We start from the raw sequence: 24,308 nt of genomic DNA on the forward strand, positions 1-24,308 counted from the left end.
CCCTCTCGCGCCTGCGTGAGCTGACGACCCTCTACGACCCGGACGGCGTGTTCGGCGACGGCTCGACTCTCACGCCCACCCCGAACCACCCAGGAGGAAGCCCCGCATGACCGACTACGGCCACGAACTCCGGTTCGGCAGCTTCGTCACCCCCACCGCCCACCCGCCTCAGCGGCCGGTCGAGCTCGCCCTCGCCTCCGAGCGGGCCGGGCTCGACCTCGTCAGCTTCCAGGACCACCCCTACCAGTCGGCGTTCCAGGACACCTGGACCCTGATGTCGTACGTCGCGGCACGCACCGAACGGATCCGGATCAGCGGCAACGTGCTGAGCCTCCCGCTGCGCCCGCCCGCCGTACTGGCCCGCGCCGCCGCGAGCCTGGACCGGCTCACCGGCGGGCGGGTCGAACTGGGCATCGGCGCGGGCGCGTTCTGGGACGGCATCGTCGCGATGGGAGGCCGTCGGCTCGAACCGGCCCAGGCCGTGCGGGCGGTGGAGGAGGCCGTGGAGGTGATCCGGGGGCTGTGGGCCACCGACGAGACCGGCCCCCTTCGCGTCACCGGGGAGTTCTACGGAGTGACCGGCGCGAAGAGGGGGCCGACGCCCGCCCATCGCATTCCGATCCGCATCGGCGCCTACAAGCCGCGCATGCTCCGGCTGACGGGCCGCGTCGCCGACGGCTGGCTGCCTTCCCTGAGCTTCCTGCCCGACGGCGCCGCGTCGCTCCGAGCGATGAACGAACAGATCGACGAGGCCGCCACCGCCGCCGGACGCGAGCCCGCAGCGGTCAGCCGCTCGCTCAACCTGAACGGCCGGTTCACGTCCGGCGCCGGGGGCGGGCCGCTGGAGGGAACCCCTGGCGACTGGGCCGAACAGATCGCCGAGCTGGCGCTGCGGTACGGCGTGTCCGGGTTCATCCTCGCCTCGGACGAGCCCGCCGACCTGAACCTCTTCGGCGAAGAGGTCGCGCCGCGCGCCCGCGAACTCGTCCGCTCCGAACGCGCGACGTGACGCGGCTGCCGCACGGCCGGCCCAGTGACGGAGCCCCGGCGGACGCGGCGGGGGAGTTGTGCGGACGCGGCGAGGAGACCGCGCTCCTCGACGAGCTTCTCGCGCAGGCCCGCGACGGGACCGGTGGAGCACTCGTGTTGTGGGGCGAACCGGGTGTCGGCAAGTCGGCCCTCCTTCGCTACGTACACGACCGCGCCGCGGACTTCGTCCGGCTGAGCCACTCGGCCACCCGGCCCGAAGCGGACCTGGCACACGCGGGGCTCCACGGGCTGCTGCGGCCGGTGACCGATCGAATCGAGTCGCCGACCACCGCCCGGGCCGCCGCTCTGCGCGCCGCGCTCGGGGAGGGCGGCGGGCCGGTGGACCGCCTGGCGGTCGGGGCGGCCGTGCTGTCGCTGCTCTGCGAACTCGCCGAACGGCAGCCGGTGCTCGTCGTGGTGGACGACGGACAGTGGCTCGACGAGGCCACCGGGCTGTGCCTGGGAATCGTCGCCCGCCGCGCACGGGCGCACCCCGTGGTGGTCGTGCTCGCCGACCACAGCGATCCGGCGACCCGGCCGTGGCAGGGTCTGGCCGCCGTACGGGTCGACGCCCTCACCGACGAGAGCGCCCGGCGGCTGCTGGCGACCGCGGCCCCGCTCGCCGACGAGGCGACGGTGCGCAAGATGATCCGGGAGACGGGAGGCAATCCCCTGGCGCTGCACGAACTGGCCGCGCTCGGGGGTGACTTCGACGAGACCGAGTACCACCGGCAGGGGCGGAGCCCACGCGTCGGGCCGCGCCTGCGGCGGGCCTTCCGCGCCGCGATCGAGGCCCTGAGCCCTCCGGCGCGGCTGCTGACCGTGCTGGCGGCGGCCGAGGAACACGGCGACCGGCTCACGGTGCAGCGCGCGGGCCGTGCGTCGGGCGCGGGCGACGCCGCCTGGGACGAAGTGGCCGACGCGGGCCTGCTCCGCGTGGTGGGCGACCGCGTCCTCTTCCGGCACCCCGTGGTGAGCAGAGCCGTCTACGAGGGCTGCGGTGGAGCGGCGCGGCGACAGGCCCACCGCGTCCTGGCCGCCACGATGCCCGACGGGGCGGAGGAGCGCGCCTGGCACCTCGCCGCCATGGCCCCTGACCGTGATGAGAACGTCGCGAGGCTCCTCGAACGGACAGCGGACCGCTCCCGGATCCGCGGGGGAACGGAGACGGCGGCACGGTCGCTGTGGCGGGCCGCCGAACTCTCGCCCGCACCGATCGACGCGTCCCGAAGACTCGCCGGGGCTGCCAGGGCCTTCTGGGACGCCGGATGCGCGGCCACGGCGGAACGCCTGCTCGACGACGCGGAACGGCTGGCCCCCGGCCCTCACATCGCCCGGCGGAGCGGTGGTCTGCGGGGGGTCATCGAGTTCACCCGAGGCCGGCCCGAAGTGGCGCACCACTACCTGACCACCGACATGAACCACGTTTCGGATCCGGGCGCGGTGCTGGAACTGGGCACCCTCGCCCTGCGAGTCGCCTGGTCCGCCGGCCGCGGCGACCTCCAGGACGGAGCGCTTGAGCTGCTGCGCGAACTCGACGTCGACGGCCCGACCGTGTCACCCGGCACGCCGGCCTGGTGGCGCGGCGACGGGCCCGCCGACGCAACGCCGGCAGCCATGTGCGCGGCCGACGAAGCCGACGTACGGGCCCGGGCGACGATCCCGCCGCTGCTGCCGCCGGCTCCCCTCGGGCTGGCGTGGGGGATCGACGGGCCGATGGGGGACGTGCTGCGCCGCCGGATACCTCACCTGCGGCGGCGCGACGATCCTCCCCGACTCGCCGTCGCCCTGGCCCAGGCCGCGATGCTCGACAACGTCGCCGGCCGCTGGGCGGAAGCGGAGTCCTCGGCCGTGGAGGGGCTGCGGCTGGCCCGGGACATGGGCGCCGACCACATCGCCTCCCACTGCCGCACCAGCCTGGGCTGGCTCGCCGCCGCGCGGGGTGACGAGCGCACCGTCGCCGAGGCCACCGCCAGAAGCCTGGAAACCTCCCTCCCGCAGGGCGTCCGCGCGCTGAGCGCGGCCGCCCACTGGAGCCGCGGCATGGCGTCGCTGTTTCACGAGCGTCCCGAGGAAGCACTGGACAGCCTCATGCGCCTGACCGAGCCGGGCCATGGTGCGGAGCACCCGACCTTCGCGCTCCTGGCCGCTCTCGACACCACCGAGGCGGCCGTGCGCCTCGGACGGCACGACCTCGCGGACGAACGGGTACGGGCGCTCGAAGCCTGGGCGCGGCGCACCGGAGCGCCGTGGGCTCGGCTGGCCGGATACGTCACCCGCGCGCTCGTCGGAGGCGCCGGCGCCGAAGACGCCTTCCGGGCCGCGCTCGACGTGCCGGGAGCCCGGTCCCACCCGCTGCTCCACGCACGCGCTCAGCTGCTCTACGGAGAGTGGTTACGTCGGGGCCGCCGGCGGATCGACGCGCGCGTCCAGATCGGGGGAGCCATCGAGGTGTTCGACCGGCTCGGGGCCGAACCGCTGCACCGACGCGCGCGGCGCGAGCAGGACCTCACGGGACCGCCCGGAGGCCGGGGGAGCCCCGGCACCGGGGCGACGCACCGGCTCACTGCCCAGGAGGAGCGCGTCGCCCGGTTGGCCGCCGAGCGGCTGACGAATCGCGAGATCGCCGTACAGCTGCGGATCAGCCACCGTACCGTGGGCCATCACCTCGGGAACGTGTTCGCCAAGCTCGGCATCAACACGCGGACGGAGCTGAACTGCGTCGACGCCTGCCCCGAGCCGCCATGAGCGACCGACGCCGCGGTGCGACGGCTGCCCCGCCGAGGGCCAACGACCGATCAGCGTACGGTGGGATGCCCCGCTGAGGCGTCGGCGAACCGTCGTGGGAGAACCTCAAAGCCATCGGCAAGCCGTGGGTCCCGGTGGACAGGCGACGGGCCGAGCGTCGGTCCGGATGCGCTCCCGCCTCCCCGATGACCGAGGCGGACACGACCTAGAGCCAGTGCCCGCCCGCTACCTGGATGACCTGACCGGTGATCCACCGGGCCTGGTGTGAGGCGAGGAAGACACAGGCGTCCGCGATGTCGGTCGGATCCCCCACCCGCTTCAGGGGGATGCCGGGAATGACCTGGCTGATGAGTCTGTCGTCCATCCAGCCGGTCTGGATCGGTCCGGGGGCGACGGCATTGACCCGGATTCGGGGCCCGAGGTCGACTGCGGCGCCTCTGGTGAGGGATTCGAGGGCTGCCTTCGACATCCCGTAAGAGACCTGGCCGGGAAAGCCCCGGGCGGCGTCGGTGGAGATGTTGACGACACTGGCGGAGCCGGGCGGAGCGTTCTCGGGGACGCGCCTGGACATTTCCGCGATGAGCAGGGCGGGAGCCATGGTGTTGACGCGGAGGGTTTGCTCCATGCCGGTGTCGTCGAGGGAACCGAAGGTATCTGCCTCGTTGGCCAGCGCGGCGTTGTTGATGAGCACGTCCACGGCGCCTACCCGCTTCTCCAGCGTCTCCATCAGCCTGCCGGCGGCCCCGGGTGTGAGGAAGTCCTCGGCGATGCCCATGGCACCGGGGAGGGACGAGACGAAGGCGCGGGCATCGGAGGCGGTGTGTCCGTGAGGTCCCGCGGATGCCTCGCCGGGCGGGTAGTGGACGACGACACGTGCGCCTTGTTCGGCGAAGGCCCGTGAGATGGCCGCACCGATGTTGGTCGCACCGCCGGTGACCAGAATCGTCTTCTGTGAGAGCCCTGGATCAATCATGGTCACGCATGCTAGGCGCGGGGCCATGACCGCCGTCGAGTCCACGAGCGGATCCGCACGGGCCGGAGCAGCGCCCCGGCCCGTGCGGATCCGCCGACGAGGACGACCACGGAGGAGAGCCGCCGCGCCGCGGCGGACCGTCCGCCGGGGCGGGCGGCGGGCGGGGGCAGGGACCGCCGGGCGCGGGGAGGGTTCAGGACGGTGTCAGGTCAGGAAGACCGGCGGATTCTCGCCCCGCAGGCGGTAGTCGGGCCGGGGCCGTTCGAGGCGGATCGATTCCAGCACGGTGTAGGCGTGGTACTTCGTCTGGGTGGTGGCGCCCGCCAGCCGTTCCCACCAGAGCCGGCCGTCGCTGGTCTTCTTCTCCAGGACGTGGCGGGTGGTGTGGTTCGCCATCGAGTTGATCCAGTTCTCGGTGCCGACGAACATCCTGTCCCAGCCGGTGTCGGCCACGATGTCGGCGAGCGCGTCCGAGCGGCTGAATCGCTCGACCGCCGCCGTCGCCCCCTCCAGCACATCGGCGAAGTACTCCACGCACAGCTTCACCTGCTCGTAGGTGCCGTAATGCATGTGGTGCCCGCCGACGAAGAAGTCGAAGTCGTAGGCGAGGATCTGCGACTGTGCCTCGTACCAGCCGGAGATGTTCTGCGAGGCGTCGCAGTGCATGAAGGTGACGCTGCCCGGACTCACGATGTCCACGGCGGTCAGCACCTTCTGCCGGGGTGCGTAGACGAAGATGTTGCCGGGGCAGTGGTTCTCCCCCTTGTAGGAGAGCTGCAAAATCTCTCCGCCCACTTCGAGAACGAGTTCGTCGTCGAAAGTCGTCGTCGGCACGGGGCGTTTCGGGTCCGGAAAGCGCTCCAGGAGTTCCTTGGTGATGCGGTGAGCGACGATCTCGACGTCGGGACCGAACACGGAGGCCGCGCCGATGTGGTCGGTGTGCCAGTGACTGTAGATCACATGGGTCACCGGTTGGTCCGTGACGTCCTCGATCGCCGCCAGCATGTTCTCGCCCAGGGTCGGCGGTGCGTCGATCACGACCACGCCCTGCTCGGTCACCACGAAGGCCGCGTCATAGCCGGCACTGGTGACCCAGTGGAAGCCGCCGCGCAGTTCCTCGACGTGGTAGCCGTACCTCTGGAAGTGCTCACTGCGAAAATACGGAGGGTAGTACCCCTCGGGGTCCACGGGGTCGTCCGCACCCGCGCGAGGAAAACCGTAGTGGTCGATCCCGTAGAAGCTTCGACTGTCCTCGACGCCCATGGGCAGCTGACTTTTCTGACACATTCTCGGTACGCCTCTCTGTCATGTCGGGTAGATATGTCGAAACGCGCCCTAGCCCGGCGACGTGAACCGAAGGACCGCCTTGGTGACGCGGCCCGAGCCCGCATCCTCGAACGCGGCGTCGATATCGGCGAAGTCGTAGAAGGACAGCAGCCGGTCGATCGGGAAACGGCCCGCTCGATAGAGCCGGGCAAGGTCGTTGATCAGGAGCGAGGAGACGGCGTCTCCCTGGATGATGCCCTGCAACGACTGGCCGAGGGTGAGCCGGCCGGCGTCCACCACGGCGCCCGCGCCTTCGTGGAACGCCACGAAGCCGAATTTTCCCCGCGCTGCCAGGGCCCCGACCCCGGCGTCGAGGTTCTCCGCCCGCCCGCTCGTGTCGAGGATGTACTCCAGGCCGCGCTCCTCGACGGCACGGAGCGCGGCGGTCGGATCCTCGACCCGGACGGGGTCGACGAGGTGCGTCGCGCCCAGAGCGCGGGCGAGTTCGAGCCGACCGCCGTCCACGTCGACGGCGACGACGGTGGTGGCGCCCGCGACGCGAGCCGCCATCACCGCCGCCAAACCCACCGCGCCCACGCCGAACACCGCGAACGACGCCCCCGCCGGAACAGCGAGGGCCTTGAGCACGGCGCCCGCGCCCGTCTGCAGTCCGCACCCCAGGGGGGCCAGGACGTCGAGGGGCAGATCGCGCGGAACCCTGATCGTGTTCCGCCGGTGGGCCAGAGCGTGGGTGGAGAACGAGGACTGGCCGAAGAAGTGGCCGTGTGGCTCGACCCCCTCGGCGACGTGCAGGCCGTTCGAGCCGTCCAGGCGGGCCCCCGCGAAGTTGGCTGCCCAGAGGTCGTCGCAGTAGGCCGGGTGGGAGGACACGCAGGGCTTGCAGCGGCCGCATGAGTGGTAGGAGAGCACGACGTGGTCGCCGGGTTCGACGGAGGTGACGGCGGACCCCACCCGTTCGACGACTCCCGCACCCTCGTGCCCCAGCACCACCGGCAGCGGCGTCGCCATGCGCCGCGACCGCACGTGGGCGTCGGTCGCGCATATTCCGGTCGCGACCATGCGGACGAGTACCTCGTCCGGCCGCGGATCCTCGATCTCGATGTCCCGGAGCTCGAACGGCCCGTCCGGCAATGCGAGAACGGCGGCACGCGCGGTGGTGGTCATAGGTCGTGGGCCTGCCGCGCGGCGCCGCCGGTGCCCTGGTGGAAGAGGACAGAAAGCATCGGTTGACTCCCGGATCGGTTGCGGGTCCCAGAAACCCTTGCGTGTGTTCGAAGCTAGATCGCCGGACGGTGTTCGCGGATCGGTCGCCGTATCGGCTGCGGCCCGGCTCTCCCGAGGGCTCTCCCCATCGGGGCCGGTGTCCGCGGACACCGCACCCGATGGGGAGGTACCGGCCGTTGGCGGTCCGGGCCTCACCGGCCGCGGTGCGGGGGCGGTGAGGCCCGGTGGTGTGGCACCGCTACTGTCGGACGCCGGTCAGTGCCGCTTGTTCGACGCGGGCGACGAGACGGCTGTTGTGGACGGCGTGGCTGAATCCGGGGGTGTGGTGGGTGCCGTGGGCGATGTCCCCGGCCAGACTGGCGTAGACCTCGCCGACGTTGATGGCGGCACCGGTCCAGATGGCGGCGGCCGCGGGTCCTGTGCCGGTGGCGACGGGGCTCTCGGGCGCGGTGAAGCCGACGCTCGACGCGAGGGTGAGGTCGCCGACCTGCACCCCTGCGGGATGGTCGCCGGTCAGTCTCAGCCACCCTTCCGATCCGCGTACTTCCAGCCCGAAGTGGGCTTGGGGCGCCGGTACGCCCGCCAGGATCTGCACTCCCACCGGTGCCCCCGACGAGGTCTTGGCGATGACGTCGAGGTGGTCCGGGACCTCGCGGACGGAGATCGCGCCGGTGTCCGCCAACTTCACCCGCGGCCACAGGAGTTCCGTACGGGCGTCGATTTCGGTGATGTCGCCGAGTACGGCTTCGATGACGTCGAGGACGTGGCCGGCGGCGATGGGGAGGAAGCCGGCCCCGGACGCCGCCCTGTCGACATAGGCGTAGGCGCTCGTCGACTCCGGGCCGTTGCCGAAGGTGGTCGCGGTGACGCGTGCCGAGAGCAGCCGCCCGAGCCGGCCCTGCGCGATGATCTCCGCCGCGCGGCGCACCGAGGGGTTGAGCCGGCCCTGCAGGCCTATCGCGGTGTGCAGGGAACCGGCCGCGCCAGCCATCTCCTCCGTCTGCGCCACGGTCGCGCCCAGGGGCGACTCCGCGTAGACGGCCTTGTTCGCCGCGAGGGCGGCGAGGACGAGCTCGCGGTGGGCCGGGACCTTCACCGCGACGGTGACGAGGTCGATCGAAGGGGCGTCGATGAGCTCGTAGGGGTCCGCGAACCACCGCTCGGCGCCGAACGCCTCGGCTGCGCGGCGCGCGCTCTCCTCGTGCCGTGTCGCCACCCCGGCCAGATGGAACTCCGGCTGCGCCGCCAGCGCGGGGATGTGAGAGGCCCCCGCCCAACTCGCTTGGGTGTCCGCACCGATGATGCCGACACGGATCAGATCGCTGGACATGATGTGGTGTTCCCCTTTTTCCGTTGCCACAGGAGTTGGTGCCTTCATCTGAGGGGGGCGACAGGCCTTGACCGCCGTCGCGCCCCTGTCACCGGTCGATGTCCGCCATGTCGGGCTCGGCGTGGCGTGCGCCGGACGCCGGTGTCAGGTTCGTCAGGCGTTTGATCTGGCCCGGGGTGAGCCGGATTCCGTCGGCCGCGCTGTTCTCCTGGAGCCGGTCGACGCGTTTCGTGCCCGGAATGGGGGCGATGCCGTCTCCTCGCGCGAGCAGCCAGGCCAGAGCGACCTGCGCGGGGGTGGCACCGGCTTCCTCGGCGACCTCGCGTACCCGGTCGACGATGCGCAGGTTGCGCGTGAGGTTCTCGCCGGTGAACCGGGGGTTGGTGCGGCGCCAGTCGGTGGCGTCCATGCCGTCCAGCGTGCGGATGCCACCGGCGAGGAAACCGTGCCCCAGCGGTGCGTAGGGAACCAGCCCGATACCGAGCTCGCGCAGCGTGGGCAGCACCTCGGCCTCGGGGTCGCGTGTCCACAACGAGTACTCGGTCTGGACAGCGGCCACCGGGTGGACGGCATGCGCTCGGCGGATCGTCGCCGCGCTCGCCTCCGACAGCCCGATGTGCAGGATCTTGCCCGCGGCCACCAGCTCGCTCAGCGCTCCCACCGTCTCCTCGACGGGAGTACCGGGGTCGACCCGGTGCTGGTAGTAGAGGTCGATGCGGTCGGTTCCGAGTCGTCGCAGGGAGCCCTCGACCGCCGTACGGACGTTGGCGGGGGTGCTGTCCGGGCCCGGCCGGCCGGAATGGGAGACCAGCCCGAACTTGGTCGCGAGAACGGCTTCGTCCCGGCGGCCCCGCAGCGCGCGGCCCACCAGTTCCTCGTTGACGTAGGGCCCGTACACCTCGGCGGTGTCCAGGTGGGTGACACCGAGGTCCACCGCGCGCCGAAGGGTGCGGATCGATCGGGTCTCGTCCCGGCCCGCGCCGGTGTAGAACGCCGACATCCCCATGGCGCCGAGGCCGATGCGCGATACCTGGAGCGCGCCGAGCGATGTGGACTGCATCCGTCGTCCTTTCCTGGACCTGGTCCTCGCCCCGCCCCGCCCCGCGCTTCTGCGTGGGGACCGGTCTCACGCCGCGAGAGGGCGCGCGCCGACGGCGCACCGCACGGTCGGCGGTTGCGCACACGGTCGGCGAGGCGAACTTGACGCGTCAATAACTACACGTTCCAACTTGACGCGTCAACAAGGGGGTCTAGGATGTCCCTATGGCGAGCACGGCAGACGATGTGGACGGATCACGCCCCGGGCGGCAACGGCGCGGGTCGACAGCCGGGACGGAGGCGTCTGCCGCGGAGGGGCCCGGCTCGGCCGGGCTCACGGGCCCGGTTGCCGGAACCAGGTGGCTGAACGGGGACGAGCGGGCGGCGTGGCTGGCCAATTCCGCGATCATGATCAGCCTGCCGGCCGCTCTGGACGCGCGGATGCAGCGCGAGGCGGGGCTGACCTTCTTCGAGTACATGGTGCTCTCGGTCCTCTCCGAGCAGCCGGCCCGCACGCTGCAGATGAGCACCCTGGCCGCGCGAACGGCGGCGTCTCTTTCGCGGCTGTCCCACGTCGTCGGCCGACTGGAGAAGCGGGCGTTGATCACGCGGACCCGAATCCCCGGTCCCGGCAGACGTACCAACGCGACGCTGACCGAGGCCGGTTACGAGGTGGTCGTGGCGGCGGCGCCGGGACATGTCGCCGCGGTCCGCGAGTATTTGATCGATGGGCTCGATCCCCAGGAGCTGGCGACACTGCGCCGCATCGGCGCGGCAGTCGACACCGCCGTCAAGCGTGAGCAGGCCGACGCGGGCTCCGCACCGCCACCTCCCCCAAAAGCAGCGGGAACCCACGACACACACGGGCGTACCGCGGACTGACCGAGGGGTGGTGCAACAGGTGGCGGTGACGCCGACTGCCCCCTCCGGGCCGGAGGAGACGCCGGCTCTCGGACGCGTGGCTCCTCCGTCGGCGCCCCCGACTCAGCCCACTTCGGGCCGGACTCCCGGCCCGGTCCCGATCGCCGCCTCGGACCGGGGCCGCTTCCCCCGGTCGCGCAGCAGAGCGGACACGAGCGCCACGGCGATTCCGCCGAAGGCCCAGGCGCCGAGGATCCACAGGGCGCCGGTGGTGTCGGCACCGTCGAAGTACACCGTGTTGCGCACCACGGTCGTACCGGCTCCGGGAGGCAGTGCCTGGCCGATCGCGGCCCAGAACGGCGGCAGGAGCGACGCCGGATAGACCCCGCCCGAGCTGGGATTGCCGAGCACGGTGAAGATGAGGATGGTGAGACCGAGACCGATCGTCCCGGCCAGCGACTGCAGGGCCACTCCCACGGCGCCCGAGGCGAACACGACCAGGGTGCCGATGCCGACGAGTTCCCAGAAGGCCCCCGGCAGGCTGTTCAGCACGGGCCCCACGATGATCGCTCCACCGATCCCGGAGACGAAGGCGTAGGGCACCATCGCGGCCAGCCGCACGATGGAACGCCGGAGGGTGGGGCGCTTGGAGCCGGCCGCCATGTTCAACGCCGATGCGGCGAGATAGCCCCCGATGGTCCAGCTGAGCACCAGATAGAAGGACGAGAGCCCCCGCGAGTCCCCTGACGCGGGCGGGCGGATGTCGCGAACGGTCAGGGTGCGGTTCTGTTCGCGCTCGATGGCGTCGACGATTTCCGCGGCGGCGTCCGATGCCGACGGTCCGCCCGCCGAGGCGACCAGCAGGGTGTCGGCGGGCCTCGCCGCCGACACGATCAGGGCGGCGTCGGTCTTCCGTTCCAGGAGTCGTGTCCGGGCCTCGGCCCGGTCCGGGGCCGAGGTGGCGTGCAACGGTTCGCCGGGCAGCGCGTTGAGCCGGCCGACGAGTTCCGCCTCCACCGTCCGCGGCGCGACCACCACGATCGGGATCCGGTGGGGCTCGGGAGCGTGGAACGCCCCCATGTACGACAGGGCGAAGCCCAGTTGGAGCAGCAGCACCCCCACCATGACGAGGACGGCCCTGGTGGTGATGGCGTCGCGCATCTCCGTCCACGCCTCGGTCCTGGCTGACGGTCCCCGTGCGTTCGCCATGTGCGGTCCCCTGTCTCGGACGTGATCGGCCGGTGCGCTCGTACGGCCCACATCCTCGGCCGCGTCCGGAGCCCCGCCCGGGCGGAACACGCGCGTCCGGTGCTCCGCCTCCCCGTTTGGCCGAACGTCCGGGCCGGGACGGACCTCAACCGCCGTACGCCCCGGGGTGCGACGAGGGCGCCGCGAACCGGCGCCCCGAACGCGCCGTCGTCAGAAAGCCGCGTTCGCGACAGCCGCGCCGGCGAACGACAGGCCCACGCCCGCGCCGACGGTGAGCAGCAGATAGCCGGCCGCCAGGGTCAGCCGTCGGGCCGAAGTCAGCGTCAGCAGTTCGTAGGAGAACGTCGACCAGGTCGACAGGGCTCCGCAGAACCCGGTCGCGAGCAGCAGGTTCAGCCGTGCTCCCAGGTCTCCGTCGGTCACCGCCTCCGCGAGGAAGCCGAGGAACAGGGCGCCGCCGGCGTTGGCGGCGAAGGTGCCCCAGGGGAAGACGCTGTGGAGGCGGAACTTCGCGTCGACCCCGAGGAGATACCGCAGCGGGGCCCCCACCAGAGCGCCCGCGATCACCAGCAGCCAGTCGGTCATGAGGCGGTGGTCTCCGTGCCGTAGGAACGCCTGAAGGCGACATGAGTAGCGAGCGCGCCCGCGGTCACGGCGGCCAGCGCCGCCACCACGGTCAGCAGGAGGCAGCCGACCGCGTAACCCGGCTCATGGGCCTCGAACAACTGCCGCACGTTGTCCGTGTAGTGCGAGAACGAGGTGAACCCGCCCAGCACCCCGGTGCCCAGCAGGGGGCTGATCAGCCGGGGCGCACCGGGGAAACGCAGCTTCAGGGTGACCATCAGGACGCCCATCAGAAAGCAGCCGACCGTGTTGACCAGCAGGATCGTCCACGGGAAGGCCGACGCGCCGGTCGGCCAGAGGCGCTCGGCGCCGTACCGGGCGACCGCTCCCGCCGCACCGCCGATCGCGACGGCGCCCACCACCGTCACCTGCACGCCTGGATGGTGGTCGGGGTGGCTGAGGCGGTGCAGCAGCATCTTTCGGGCCATTCCGCGAATCTACGGAAGCGCACCGGGGCGCCCGGCCGAGCGCGCTGGTCCCTCTCGCTTCCCTACCTGGTTGGACTAGGGCCTGTCCCACCACCCCCACCGCCAGGACGTGAACGGTGGGACAGCCCTTAGCCCGAATGCCGTGCGGCGCGACAAATGCGGCGGGCTGCGGTTTCGTGCCTTTTGTCGGAAGTCTCCCTTCCGTCCCTCGTGCCCAGGGGACGGAAGAACTCGTCCTGCCCATCCGCTGGAGCCTGTCTTGCCCCTCACCGAGCCGGATTTCGTCCGGCGGCTGGAGAAACGTCAGCCGTTCGCCTACCTCCTCGCCTCCCTACGAGGCTTCGGACAGGTGGACCTCCAGCCCGGGTTGCTCACCGGGGCGGCGATCCTCGTCGCCCTGTGGGTGTCGGGCTGGGAGACGGGTCTGTTCGCCACGCTCGGCACACTGATCGCCACGGCGACTGCCTACGCCCTCGCGGTGGACCGGGCCGGCATCGCGCTCGGCCTCCAGGGGTACGCGGGCTGTCTGACGGGCATCGCTCTCGTCTCCTCGCTGGGAAACCATCCGGCCACCTACGTACTGACCGTGCTCGGCGCCGTCATGTGCACCATCCTGATGGCTGCCCTGGGCACCTTGCTCGCTCCCTACGGCCTCACCCCCCTGACCGCGCCCTTCTGCCTGGTCTCGGGTGTGGTCGTGGTGGGCGCACCGTCGTTCGACAGGGTCTGGCACGGGGCGCCGAACGCCGTCTCCAGCACCACGAGCGGTGACACCGGCATCTCGTGGAACGACCTGTGGCACGCGTTCTTCAACAACGTGTCGCAGATCTTCCTGGTCGAGAGCTGGTACGCCGGTCTGATCATGCTCGTCGGCCTCGCGTTCGCCGGGCTGCGCGTCGCGCTCTACGCCGCCGGGGGCAGCGTGGCCGGGATCGTCGCGGCCTGGCTGCTGGGAGCGCCGACGGCCCTCATCGCCAACGGCATCTACGGATACAACGCGGTGCTCGTGGCCATCGCGATCGGCGCCGTGTTCCTGGCCAACACGGTCTGGACGGGAGCGTACGCCCTGTTCGGAGCCGCGGTGACCACCTGTCTCACCGCCTCGCTGACCTCCTTTTTCAAACCGTTCGGCGGCCATACCTTCACCTGGCCGTTCATCCTCACCACCTGGGTGCTGATGGCGGCCGTCCCTCTGCTGCCCCGCCTGCGCCGCAGCGAGTGACCCGCCCCCTGCCCGCTCCGGGCCCCGGCTCTCAGCCCGTACATCTCCGAGGAAGGTACTGACGATGAACCTCGCCCCCCGCGAGATCGACAAGCTGCTCGTCTATGTGGTGGCCGACCTGGCGCGCAAGCGCCGTGACCGCGGCCTCAAGCTCAACTACAGCGAGTCGGTCGCGCTGATCACCGAGGCGATTCTCGAGGCGGCCCGGGACGGCAGGAGCGTCGCGGACTGCATGGAGATGGGCCGCCATGTCGTGGGTGAGGCGGACACCATGGACGGCGTACGGGAGATGCTCGGTCTCCTCCAGGTCGAGGCGTCCTTCGTGGACGGGACCAAGCTCGTGTCCTGTCACGACCCCATCGGGGGCTGACCCGTGGCCGAGTCCGTCGCCGTCATCGCCGTGTGCGGCCACGAAGCCGCCCACGGTCGCGCCCTCGTCCCCGTCGTGGACGGCGGGGTGAGCGTCGTGTCGAACGGACGGGAACTGTTCCGGAGCATCACCGAGCACGGTCGTCGGGGCGAGGAGACCGTCGTCGTCCCCATGACGCTCGGCCGCGATCCCGCACTCGTCGCCGACACCGCCCGGACGCTGCGCGCCGTTCCCGCCGCAGAGCGGGGCACGACCGTGCTCGCCGAGCCGTTCGGCACCGCGCAGCACCTGGTCGGCTGGCTGAGGGCAGCGGCGGGGCGGGTATCCGAAGACTCCGCGGTGCTGGTCACCGCTCCGTCCGGCGATCCGTTCGATGACGCCGAGCTGTATCGCGTCGCCGCTCTCGTCCGCCGCTACGGCCGTCATCCGCTCGTCGAGGTCGCGTTCTCCGACGGCGACCCGGATCTCACCGAGGGCATCCGGCGGTGCCGTCTGCTCGGCGCCCGGCGGGTGACGCTGCTTCCGGCCGCGTTCGCCCTGCCCGAGGTTCCCGGGCCGGACGGCGCGCAGCGACCGCCGGTCGACCGGGCGAGTCCGCTCGTGTCGGCGCCGGCGTTGCGACGCGTGCTCGCGGAGCGCGTCAACGACGCCCGACGGCGCCTGCGCGAGCACGGCGACGACGGTATCGGGGCGGGTCTCACCGCGGCCGACAACCACGGCCACTCCCATACACACCCGCCGGGCCAGGGCCACGACCACGCCCACGCTCACACCCACGGTCCGGGGGACGCGCACACCCTCACCCATGCGCACACCCACGGTCCTGGGGGCACCCACACCCACGCTCACACCCACGGTCCTGGGGACACCCACACCCACGTTCACACGCACGGTCCGGGGGACGCGCACACCCACGCTCACACTCACCCAGCGTGCGAGAACCCCGCGCGCGGGCACCCCCAACCCCACGACCACGGCCCCGCATCCGCTCACCGGCGCCACCAGGAGTCCGCCGGCGCGGCGGACCGAGTCATCAGGAGCACCGCATGACGTTCCGTCAGCAGTATCTGTACGGCAAAGGCCCCATCGAACTGAACGCGGGCCGCCGCACCCTGAAGGTCACGGTCAGCAACACCGGCGACCGTGCCGTGCAGATCGGGTCCCACTACCACTTCTTCGAGGTCAACTCCGCGCTCTCCTTCGACCGACAGAAGACGCTCGGCATGCACCTCAACATCGCCGCCGGCACCTCCGTGCGGTTCGAGCCCGGCGGTTCGCGCGAGGTCGAGCTGTGCGCGTACGCCGGCACCGGCAGGCTCACCGGATTCAGCGGGCTGCTCAACGGCAGCCTCTCCTCCCACCCCGCACGTGTCGAAGCCGTCCGCAAAGCCATCGAGCAGGGCTTCCAAGGTGCGCAGGGCACCTCGGGACCCAAGCGCCCCGCCTCGGCGGCCGGCAGGAGCACCGCCAAAAGCCCGAAGGAAACCAAAGACGCCAAGGGCCCCAAGGACACGAAGGGCTCCAAGGGCTCCCCGGTGACCAAGAAAGAGAAGAAGGGTTCGCGCTGATGCCCATCCTGCCCCGCAAGCAGTACACGGACATGTTCGGCCCGACCGTCGGCGACCGCTTCCACCTCGCCGACACCAACCTCGTCGTCGAGGTCGAGAAGGACTACAGCGAGGGGCTGTACGGCGACGAGGTCGTCTACGGCGGCGGCAAGACCATGCGGGACGGCATGGCCTCCGACCCGCAGGCCACCTCCGCCCAGGGGGCCCTGGACACCGTCATCACCAACGTGGTGGTCATCGACCCGGTGGTGGGTGTCGTCAAGTGCGACATCGGCATCAAGGACGGCTTCATCGTCGGCATCGGCAAGTCGGGCAACCCGCAGACACAGAACAACGTCGACCCGGACCTGGTCATCGGACCCGGTACGGAGGCCATCGCGGGGGAGCACCTGATCGCCACCGCCGGGGCCATCGACACCCACGTCCATCTGATCGCCCCGCAACAGGCCGAGCAGGCGCTGAGCAACGGCATCACCACCCTCATCGGCGGTGGCACCGGTCCGACCGACGGCTCCAACGGCACGACCTGCACTCCCGGCCCGTACAACATCGCCCGGCTGCTCCAGTCCGCCGAGACCCTTCCGGTCAACCTCGGCATCATGGCCAAGGGCAACGGCAGTCTGCCGGAGGCGATCAAGGAGCAGGTCGTCGCCGGCGCCTGCGCGCTCAAGGTGCACGAGGACTGGGGCGCCACCCCGGCCGTGATCGACAACGCGCTGAGCGTCGCGGACGAGCACGACGTCCAGGTGGCCATCCACACCGACAGCCTGAACGAAGGCGGCTTCTTCGAGGACACCCGCTCCGCGATCGACGGCCGGGCCATCCACACGTTCCACAGCGAGGGCGCGGGCGGCGGTCACGCCCCCGACATCCTGCGGATCGCCGGTGAACCGAACGTCCTGCCGTCCTCCACCAACCCGACGCTGCCGTACACCAAGAACTCGGTGGACGAGCTGCTCGACATGGTCATGGTCTGCCACCACCTCAGCCACGACATCCCCGAGGACGTCTCCTTCGCCGACAGCCGGGTCCGGGCCGAGACGATCGCCGCCGAGTCGGTGCTCCACGACCTCGGCGTCATCAGCATGTTCTCCTCGGACTCCCAGGCCATGGGGCGGATCGGGGAGTCCGTCACCCGGGCCTTCCAGACCGCACACCACTGCAAGGACAAGCTCGGCGTGCTGGAGGGCGACTCGGCGCGCAACGACAACCAGCGCGTGCTGCGCTACCTGGCCAAGGTCACCATCAACCCGGCCATCGCCTCGGGGATCTCCGACTACGTGGGCTCGATCGAGAAGGGCAAGCTCGCCGACATCGTGCTGTGGCCCATCCACTCCTTCGCCGCGAAGCCCAAGATGATCATCAAGGGCGGCATCGTCTCCTGGGCGCAGATGGGCGACCCCAACGCCTCGCTGCCGACCCCGCAGCCCGTCATCTACCGGCCGATGTTCGGCCAGTACGGCAAGGCCCTGCAAGCGACCCACGCGACCTTCATGTCCCAGGCGGGCATCGCCGCCGGGGTCCCGGCCGAGCTCGGCCTGAACCGCAAGGTCCTGCCCGTGCGCCGTACGCGCACCATCGGCAAGCACAACATGATCCGCAACGACGCCCTCCCCGACATCAAGGTCGACCCGGAGACGTTCAAGGTCACGCTGAACGGCCGGGTCGCCACCATCGACCCGGCCGAGACGCTGCCCCTCAACCACCTCTACTTCCTGGTCTAGGCGGTGTACCGCAACGAGAGCGACCATCCGGCGGACATCGCGACCGCGGTGCACGGGGCCGGCGCGGGCGGCGCGGGGCTCGGGCCGCTGCTGGTCAGCCTCCAGCTGACCGACTCCGCGTTCCCGAGCGGCTTCTACACCCTCTCGCACAGCCTGGAGGGCTTCGCCCAGGCCGGAGCCGTCGACCCCGGCAGCCTGCCGCTCCTCCTGGAGGACCTGCTGCTGCACGGTGTCGGACCCGCCGACGCCACCGCGCTCGCCCTCGCCCACCGCGCCACCGCGGCCGGCGACCCGGCGGACGTCGTCCGGATCGACGAACATCTCCTGGCCACGAAGCTGGGCCGGGAGATGCGGCAGGCCGCGACCCGGACCGGCCGTCAGCTTCTGGACCTCGGCCGGGAGGTCTTCGGCCGCCCGGAGATCGGCGACTACCTCGACCGGGTGGTGCGGCGGGAGGCACCCGGAACCCAGGCGGTCGCCGCCGGGGTGATCTACGCGGCCACCGGGGTCCCGGTCCGCCAGGCCGTCGCCGCCGACCTGTTCGCGTTCTGCGTCAGCTTCGCGGGCGCCGCGCTGCGGCTGAGGCTGACCGACCACCGCACGACGCAGACGCTGATCCGCGGCGCCGCCCCCCTCATCGAGAGGACCGTCGAGGCCGCCCTGCGGCGCGAGCTCGACGACGTCGGCGCCACGGTCTTCGCCTCGGACATCATGTCGGGCCGTCATGAACGCGCCGAGGCGCGCCTTTTCGCCAGCTGACATGCGACACGGACATCCACCCACGGACATCCACCACGGCATCAACCAGGGAGAACCCATGGACGACAACGTACTGAGGGTCGGCATCGGCGGGCCGGTCGGATCCGGCAAGACCGCGCTCATCGAGGCGCTGGTTCCCGTGCTCATCGAGCGCGGTCACCGCCCCGCCGTCATCACCAACGACATCTACACACAGGAGGACGCCCAGCACGTCCGTCGCACCCTCGCCGGAGTCCTGGAGCCGGAACGGGTCGTCGGCGTGGAGACGGGCGCCTGCCCGCACACCGCCGTGCGCGACGACCCCACGATGAACCTGGCGGCCGGAGCGGAGATGCTGGAGCGCTTCCCCGACACCGACACGCTGCTGTACGAATCCGGTGGCGACAACCTCACCCTGACGTTCAGCCCCGCCCTGGTGGACCTCTTCCTCTTCGTGCTGGACACCGCGGAGGGGGAGAAGATGCCCCGCAAGCGCGGCCCCGGCATCACCGAGTCCGACCTCCTGGTCATCAACAAGATCGACATCGCGCAGTACGTGCGCACGGACATCGGCATCATGGAGGCCGACGCCCACCGGGTCCGGGACGACCGGCCCGTCGTCCTCACCGACTGCCTCACCGGCGTGGGCATCGACGACATCGCGCTCTACCTCGAATCGCGCCGCAAGGTGCTGATCTGACATGCCGCCCGCCCCGTACCCGCCCCGTGCCGACCGGCTTACCGCGGACCACTACAACCCGGTCCGCGTACCCCCGGACGTGGCAGCCCTGGCCTCGGTCCCGGACACCCTCGCCCCCGGCTCACCGGCCAAGGTGGGCATCCTCGACCTGGCCTTCGCGGTACGGGGCGGGCGCACCGAGCTCGTCGAGCGCTACCAGAAGACGCCTCTGCAGATCATGCGGCCGTTGTGGATCGACCCCGAACAGCCCGGCATGAGCTACGTCTACATCATGGCGACCGGCGCCGGTGTCGCCCAGGCGGACCGCTACCGGATGGACTTCCGCTGCGGCCCGGACACCCAGGTCCACCTCACCACCCAGGCCGCCACCAAGATCTTCCGGATGGAGCACGACTACGCGAGCCAGCGGGTCCACCTGAGCGCCGAGGCGGGAAGCTACGTCGAGTACCTGCCGGACCCGTTGATCCCCTTCAAGGGCTCCCGCTTCTACCAGCGCACGGAAGTCACCGTCGCGCCCGGGGCCACCGTCGTCGTCGCGGACACCCTCACCGCGGGCCGGCTCGCCCGCGGCGAACGGCACGCCTACCGGGTGCTCGCCACCGACCTCCACATCAGCCGCCCCGACGGCACCCTGCTCGCCATCGACACGCTGCGCCTCGTCCCCGGGAGGCGGGGCGGGGGAGTCCTGGGACCGGCGGTGTTCGCCGGCCACGACCTCGTCGCCTCCCTCTTCGCGGTGACCGACCGCGTGCCCGCCACCGTGCTGGCCGACGCCCTGCACGACGCGCTCGCGGGGCTCGGCCTCCTGCACGGGGTGAGCGTCCTGCCCCGGGACTGCGGGGCGTGGGTCCGGGTGCTCGACGACAGCCCCATCCGGATCGCCGGCGCGCAGGAGGCCGTCCGCCAGGCCGTACGCCGCCTGCTCACCGGTCGTCCCGCACCCGACCTGCGCAAGCCGTGACCCGTACGGTCCCGGGCCCCTAGCGGCCCCGGTCCGCGCCCCGCCCCCCTGCCGCCCCCTCACCCCACGAGGTATCCGCCGATGTACACCGCTCCCGCGCCGATGCCACCCGCTTACGACTCCGGGGACACCGCCTGGCTGCTCGCCGCCACCGCCATGGTGCTGTTGATGACCCCGGGCCTCGCCTTCTTCTACGGCGGCATGGTGCGCACCCGGCACGTGCTCATGATGATCAAGATGAGCTTCGCCGCCCTGGCCTTCGGCACCCTCATCTGGTGGGCGGTCGGATACACCCTGGCGTTCGGGCCCGATGTGGGCGGCGCCGGGCTCATCGGCAACCTCGACCACGCCTTCCTGCGTGACATCGAACTGAACACCTTGACCGGGGCCATCCCCACCTACGTGTACAGCACGTTCCAGATGGGCTTCGCCATCATCACCGTGGCCCTGATCAGCGGATCGATCGCGGACCGCGCCACGATGAGGGGGTGGCTCGTCTTCGTCGTGCTGTGGCTGCTCATCGTCTACATCCCCATCGCGCACTGGGTGTTCGACACGGACGGCTGGATCGTGAAGCACCTGGGCGCACTCGACTTCGCCGGCGGCCTTCCGGTGGAGCTCAACTCGGGCGTCGCCGGACTCGCCGTCGCGCTCGTCCTGCGCGCCCCGCGCGACTTCGCCCGCCGCGAGGAACGCCCGAACAACATCCCGCTCGTGGTCATCGGAGCGGGCCTCCTCTGGTTCGGCTGGTTCGGCTTCAACTCCGGTTCCGCGCTGACCGACCAGGGCACCGCCGCAGCCGCTTTCATCAACACCCAGCTCGGGGCCGCGGGCGCGATGGTCACCTGGCCCCTGGTGGAGAAGTGGCGCACCGGCAGGGTCACCACCATGGGCGTCGTCTCGTCCGCCGTCGCCGGTATGGTCGCGATCACCCCGGCGTGCGGTGAGATCAACACCCTCGGAGCCGTCGTCACCGGCCTCGTCGTGGGCGCGGTGTGCGCCTTCGCGATCACCCTGAAGTTCCGGTTCGGCGTCGACGACACCCTCGACGTGGTCGGCGTACACGGCGTGGGCGGGCTCATCGGTCTGATCATGGTCGGACTGTTCGCGACCGCGCGCATCAGCGGCAAGGAGGGCCTCTTCTACGGTGGCGGCTGGGGGCTGCTCGGCAAGCAGCTCGTCGCGATCGTCTCCGTGATGGCCTTCTCCTTCATCCTCACCTGGATCATCGCCAAGGCCGTGGACCTGACCGTGGGCTTCCGGGCGAAGGAGGAGTACGGCACCGTCCCGGGAGAGGAGGCGGAGCGCGCGTACGACTTCCAGACCGCCGAGCGCCTGGGCGCACTCGTCTCCGGCAAGCGGGCCTCCAGCGACGACGAACTGGTCCAGCAGATCAGCCGTCTGCTCCGGGCCCGCGCGGAAGACCGGTAGCACCTGTCTCCCGCGCGACCCGGTGAATTCACGGCAGCCGTTCGGCCTGCCTCCTCAACGGGACACGTAGTAGAGGGAGTTGCGCGCGGTGTCCGGCAGATAGAGGACATCGCGGCCGTCCGAGTCCCGTCGCACGGCGAGCCGGTCCGCGCTCACGCCCGGCGCGGCCGAGGCCGCGGTCCAGGCGCCGTCCGCCGACTGCGTCGCGGCGAAGACCCGGTCGGTGCCCGAGGCGGTCACGTAGTAGACCCTCTTGGTGACCGTCCCGTCCCAGGTGATGCCGAGGGCGGCGTTGGTCTGCCCGCCGGCGTACACGGTCTTGCGGATCCAGTCGCCGCCGCTCGGGTAGGCGTAGTACACGCGGAAGTGGCCGCCGCTGTCGGCCGAGCGGTACCGGTAGGCGACCTTCGGCGTGGAGCCGTCGAGCGTGAGCTTGGCGCTCTGCACCGCGGGACCCGGGTACGCGTTGTCGTTGCTCCACTCCTCGCCCGCCGTGAAGTCCTGGACCACGTCGGAGGTGGCGGGCGTGACCGGGGCGGCGACCGCGGCGCCCGTGCTGTCGGCGAAGGCCCCGGTGGACGGGTCGTAGGCCAGATACGAGAGCTGGTGGCGGAACGCGGTCGCCGGCGCCTTCCCCCACTCGTAGAGGAGGTGGACGCGGCCGGAGGCGTCCACGGTGATGTCGTCGGGGTACACGGAGCGGTACAGCGCGCCGGCGAAGGTCGCCACGACGCTCCAGCGGGATTCGGCGTTGTTCCAGCGGTACAGCTTGCCGGGGCGCTGGTCGGCGCCCGAACCGACGCGGGCCGCCAGGTACAGGTCGCCGTTGGGGGCGGTCGTGACGATCGGGTAGGTGATGCCGACGCCCTGATCGGGCAGCTCGGACGCGCGGTCGGTGACGGCGGCGCCGGGGGCATCGGTGCGGTAGTAGCGCCAGGCGTCGGCGTGCATGGAGGCGAAGACGTGCAGGCGGCCGCTGCCGTCGCGGGCGACCGACGGCTGGTTGTGGCCGTTGTCGTCGGCGAACTCGGCCCGCTGCCCGTCGCGGTTCACCAGCGGCAGCAGACTCCAGGCCCCGTCCGGGTCGCGCCGGGCGATGGCGGGCCGGTGCGTCGCCGCCGTCGAGCCCGGCTCGTTGAAGGCGAAGTAGGTGTACTGGCCGCGGCCCTTGTACGTGGCGACCGGAGTCCACCAGGCGGCCTGGTTCGAGGAGTCCATCGCGTACGGGACCTTCTCGGTCACCGCCGCCGCGGCGCCCTGCGCGGTGTCGGCCGCGACGGCGGGGACGGGCAGGAGGAGGGCGGCCAGGGCCGTGGCCGCCGCCGTGTACGTGCGTACCGTGTGACGTCGCAAGATGGACTCCTTCGCGGGTGGGTGGGTGTGCGGGAGCGGAGCGGAGCGGCGCGGAAGGGCGGCCCGCCGGCCGCCGTCCGGCGCTCGTCGTGCGGGACAGGGGCGGGGTGTCACGGGCGGGGCCCGGCGGAGCGTGCGGTGTCCGCCGGGCCCGGGACACGGCGCTCGGACTCAGCGCTTGATGAGCGCGGCGACCTCTTCGCCGGCCCGCTTCATCGCGTCCTTCGGCTTCGACGTGCCGACGAGGACGGCCTGCACCTGCTTGGCGACGGCCTCGTCGATCTGGGCGCTCTGGGCGAACTGCCAGAACGGGCTGCCGGTCGCCGTCTTCGTGATCTTCCGGGTCCACTCCGTGGTGAAGGTGTCCTTGGCGACCGCGGGAGCGGCCAGACCGGCGGTGGTGGACGGCGGCAGGGCGCGGGCGGCGAAGTACTCGGAGGTGGTCGCCTCGTCGGTGGTGGCGTGCAGGGCGAACTCCGTCGCGGCCTCCTGCCCCTTGCCCTTGACGATCGCGATCACGCCGCCCCACAGCATCGCCTGCGGGGTGTCGCCGGCCGTGAGCACCGGACGCTCCATCGGCTGCATGGCGTCGGCCAGCGTCTTGTCCTTGGACTGGGCGGAGGTCACGCCCTTGCCGATGATCGCGTCGTCGTAGAAGGCGGCCTTGCCCTGACCGAACAGGGCGCGCGCGTCGAAGCGGTCCACGTCGGCGGCGATCAGCCGCGCGTCGTGCAGCTTCTTGTACCAGACGACCGCGTCGACCGAGGCGTCGTCGCCTATCGTGACCTTCCCGTCGTCGTACAGCGCGCAGCCGAAGGTCTGCATCCACGGGAAGATGTCCTTGAGCTGCGCGACCTTGGTGGCGGCCGCGTACGGCACGACACCGCCGCCGAGCCCCTTCAGCTCCCGCAGCGCCGCCTCGAACTCCTCGACGGTGGCGGGGTGCTCCTTGATCCCGGCCTTCTCCAGGAGCTTGGCGTTGGCGATCACCCCGATCGAGCCGGTGTTCCACGGCAGCCCGTACTGCTTTCCGTCGTACACGCCGCTCTTGAGCGCCACGTCCGTGTAGCCGCCCCGCCCGGCCGCCGATCCCACGTCGACCAGCTTGCCCATCTGCGCCATCGCGGCGAGCCAGGCGATGTCGAGGTGGACCGCGCCCGTCGTCTCCCCGCCGCCCAGCTTGAGGGTGAGCTGGCTCAGGTACTCGTTGTACGGGTAGGAGACCGCACGGATCTTGGACTTCTCCGCCTTCTCCCAGGCCGCGATGATCTTCTCGATCGAGGGCTTGGCGGCCTCCTCGTTGAGCGACCAGGAGGTGAAGTCGAAGTTCTTCGACTTCGGGTCGCCGCCGTTGGAGGCGACGCCGGCGCCGGACGGCGCGCAGGCGCCGAGCGCACCGACGCCCGCCGCGCCGAGCGCGCCGATGCCGAGCATGCGCAGCGCGCCGCGCCTGCTGATGCCAGAGGTGGTCATGATCTCTCCATGGGGGA

General features: G+C 71.3%; 22 protein-coding genes. 12 read left to right on the forward strand and 10 right to left on the reverse strand.

Features of this window, described 5'->3' with window-relative positions; genetic code table 11:
• Positions 1-106: 106 nt before the first annotated feature.
• Entirely contained in the window at positions 107-1,009 is a 903-nt protein-coding gene (locus DTB53_RS20600; protein ID WP_012378125.1) for an LLM class flavin-dependent oxidoreductase, read from the forward strand.
• Positions 1,006-3,777 (forward strand): ATP-binding protein, encoded by a 2,772-nt coding sequence (locus DTB53_RS20605; RefSeq protein ID WP_012378124.1) that lies wholly within the window; start codon positions 1,006-1,008, stop codon positions 3,775-3,777. Before DTB53_RS20600 ends, DTB53_RS20605 begins: the two co-directional genes overlap by 4 nt.
• A 205-nt stretch (positions 3,778-3,982) precedes the next feature.
• Here DTB53_RS20605 and DTB53_RS20610 read toward each other — a convergent pair whose 3' ends face one another.
• The 5 genes from DTB53_RS20610 to DTB53_RS20630 form a co-directional block, all read right to left on the reverse strand.
• A complete protein-coding gene (locus DTB53_RS20610) occupies positions 3,983-4,750 on the reverse strand; it encodes an SDR family NAD(P)-dependent oxidoreductase (RefSeq protein WP_012378123.1) in 768 nt (255 codons plus the stop codon).
• Between the two features lie 204 nt (positions 4,751-4,954).
• Complete coding sequence (locus DTB53_RS20615; protein WP_012378122.1) at positions 4,955-6,013, reverse strand: MBL fold metallo-hydrolase; 1,059 nt, start codon at positions 6,011-6,013, stop codon at positions 4,955-4,957.
• Positions 6,014-6,085: 72 nt separating this feature from the next.
• Positions 6,086-7,201 carry an NAD(P)-dependent alcohol dehydrogenase gene (locus DTB53_RS20620; protein ID WP_012378121.1) on the reverse strand — a complete coding sequence of 372 codons (1,116 nt, stop codon included), beginning with the start codon at positions 7,199-7,201 and terminating at the stop codon, positions 6,086-6,088.
• A 298-nt stretch (positions 7,202-7,499) separates the two neighbouring features.
• Complete coding sequence (locus DTB53_RS20625) at positions 7,500-8,591, reverse strand: Gfo/Idh/MocA family protein (protein ID WP_012378120.1); 1,092 nt, start codon at positions 8,589-8,591, stop codon at positions 7,500-7,502.
• Positions 8,592-8,679: 88 nt separating this feature from the next.
• On the reverse strand, positions 8,680-9,651 hold the full coding sequence (locus DTB53_RS20630; protein ID WP_012378119.1) for an aldo/keto reductase: 972 nt from the start codon (positions 9,649-9,651) through the stop codon (positions 8,680-8,682).
• Positions 9,652-9,854: 203 nt separating this feature from the next.
• Between DTB53_RS20630 and DTB53_RS20635 the strand changes: the two genes are divergently transcribed.
• Complete coding sequence (locus DTB53_RS20635) at positions 9,855-10,511, forward strand: MarR family winged helix-turn-helix transcriptional regulator (protein ID WP_012378118.1); 657 nt, start codon at positions 9,855-9,857, stop codon at positions 10,509-10,511.
• A gap of 102 nt (positions 10,512-10,613) precedes the next feature.
• Here the strand turns inward: DTB53_RS20635 and DTB53_RS20640 are convergent, their stop codons facing one another.
• The 3 genes from DTB53_RS20640 to DTB53_RS20650 all read right to left on the reverse strand — a co-directional run bounded on the left by DTB53_RS20640 (position 10,614) and on the right by DTB53_RS20650 (position 12,751).
• The gene (locus DTB53_RS20640; protein WP_012378117.1) at positions 10,614-11,699 is read right to left on the reverse strand and encodes an ABC transporter permease; all 1,086 of its coding nucleotides are present in this window, start codon (positions 11,697-11,699) and stop codon (positions 10,614-10,616) included.
• A 210-nt stretch (positions 11,700-11,909) separates the two neighbouring features.
• Positions 11,910-12,284 (reverse strand): fluoride efflux transporter FluC, encoded by a 375-nt coding sequence (locus tag DTB53_RS20645; protein WP_003964747.1) that lies wholly within the window; start codon positions 12,282-12,284, stop codon positions 11,910-11,912.
• The gene (locus DTB53_RS20650; RefSeq protein ID WP_012378116.1) at positions 12,281-12,751 is read right to left on the reverse strand and encodes a fluoride efflux transporter FluC; all 471 of its coding nucleotides are present in this window, start codon (positions 12,749-12,751) and stop codon (positions 12,281-12,283) included. Before DTB53_RS20650 ends, DTB53_RS20645 begins: the two co-directional genes overlap by 4 nt.
• A 259-nt stretch (positions 12,752-13,010) precedes the next feature.
• Here DTB53_RS20650 and DTB53_RS20655 point away from each other — a divergent pair, with 259 nt between their 5' ends.
• From DTB53_RS20655 to DTB53_RS20695, 9 genes are all read left to right on the forward strand, one after another.
• A complete protein-coding gene (locus DTB53_RS20655) occupies positions 13,011-13,973 on the forward strand; it encodes an urea transporter (RefSeq protein WP_003964744.1) in 963 nt (320 codons plus the stop codon).
• 64 nt (positions 13,974-14,037) lie between these two features.
• Complete coding sequence (locus tag DTB53_RS20660) at positions 14,038-14,343, forward strand: urease subunit gamma (RefSeq protein ID WP_003964743.1); 306 nt, start codon at positions 14,038-14,040, stop codon at positions 14,341-14,343.
• Positions 14,344-14,346: 3 nt separating this feature from the next.
• Positions 14,347-15,393, forward strand: coding sequence for a sirohydrochlorin chelatase (locus DTB53_RS20665; RefSeq protein ID WP_012378115.1), 1,047 nt, complete (start codon positions 14,347-14,349; stop codon positions 15,391-15,393).
• Entirely contained in the window at positions 15,390-15,911 is a 522-nt protein-coding gene (locus DTB53_RS20670; RefSeq protein ID WP_003964741.1) for an urease subunit beta, read from the forward strand. Before DTB53_RS20665 ends, DTB53_RS20670 begins: the two co-directional genes overlap by 4 nt.
• Positions 15,911-17,635, forward strand: a complete 1,725-nt coding sequence (gene ureC / locus DTB53_RS20675; RefSeq protein ID WP_012378114.1) for an urease subunit alpha — start codon at positions 15,911-15,913, stop codon at positions 17,633-17,635. Before DTB53_RS20670 ends, ureC begins: the two co-directional genes overlap by 1 nt.
• Positions 17,636-17,638: 3 nt before the next feature.
• Positions 17,639-18,394, forward strand: coding sequence for an urease accessory protein UreF (locus DTB53_RS20680; RefSeq protein WP_012378113.1), 756 nt, complete (start codon positions 17,639-17,641; stop codon positions 18,392-18,394).
• Between the two features lie 58 nt (positions 18,395-18,452).
• The gene (gene ureG / locus DTB53_RS20685) at positions 18,453-19,073 is read left to right on the forward strand and encodes an urease accessory protein UreG (RefSeq protein WP_003964737.1); all 621 of its coding nucleotides are present in this window, start codon (positions 18,453-18,455) and stop codon (positions 19,071-19,073) included.
• A gap of 1 nt (position 19,074) precedes the next feature.
• Complete coding sequence (locus tag DTB53_RS20690; protein WP_012378111.1) at positions 19,075-20,034, forward strand: urease accessory protein UreD; 960 nt, start codon at positions 19,075-19,077, stop codon at positions 20,032-20,034.
• 81 nt (positions 20,035-20,115) lie between these two features.
• Positions 20,116-21,465 (forward strand): ammonium transporter, encoded by a 1,350-nt coding sequence (locus tag DTB53_RS20695; RefSeq protein WP_003964735.1) that lies wholly within the window; start codon positions 20,116-20,118, stop codon positions 21,463-21,465.
• A gap of 54 nt (positions 21,466-21,519) precedes the next feature.
• Here DTB53_RS20695 and DTB53_RS20700 read toward each other — a convergent pair whose 3' ends face one another.
• Positions 21,520-22,818, reverse strand: coding sequence for a BNR-4 repeat-containing protein (locus DTB53_RS20700; protein WP_012378110.1), 1,299 nt, complete (start codon positions 22,816-22,818; stop codon positions 21,520-21,522).
• A gap of 171 nt (positions 22,819-22,989) precedes the next feature.
• Positions 22,990-24,291 carry a type 2 periplasmic-binding domain-containing protein gene (locus DTB53_RS20705; RefSeq protein WP_012378109.1) on the reverse strand — a complete coding sequence of 434 codons (1,302 nt, stop codon included), beginning with the start codon at positions 24,289-24,291 and terminating at the stop codon, positions 22,990-22,992.
• Between the last annotated feature and the right edge of the window lie 17 nt (positions 24,292-24,308).

This window comes from Streptomyces griseus (genome assembly GCF_900460065.1).
Classification (GTDB): Bacteria; Actinomycetota; Actinomycetes; order Streptomycetales; family Streptomycetaceae; genus Streptomyces; species Streptomyces griseus.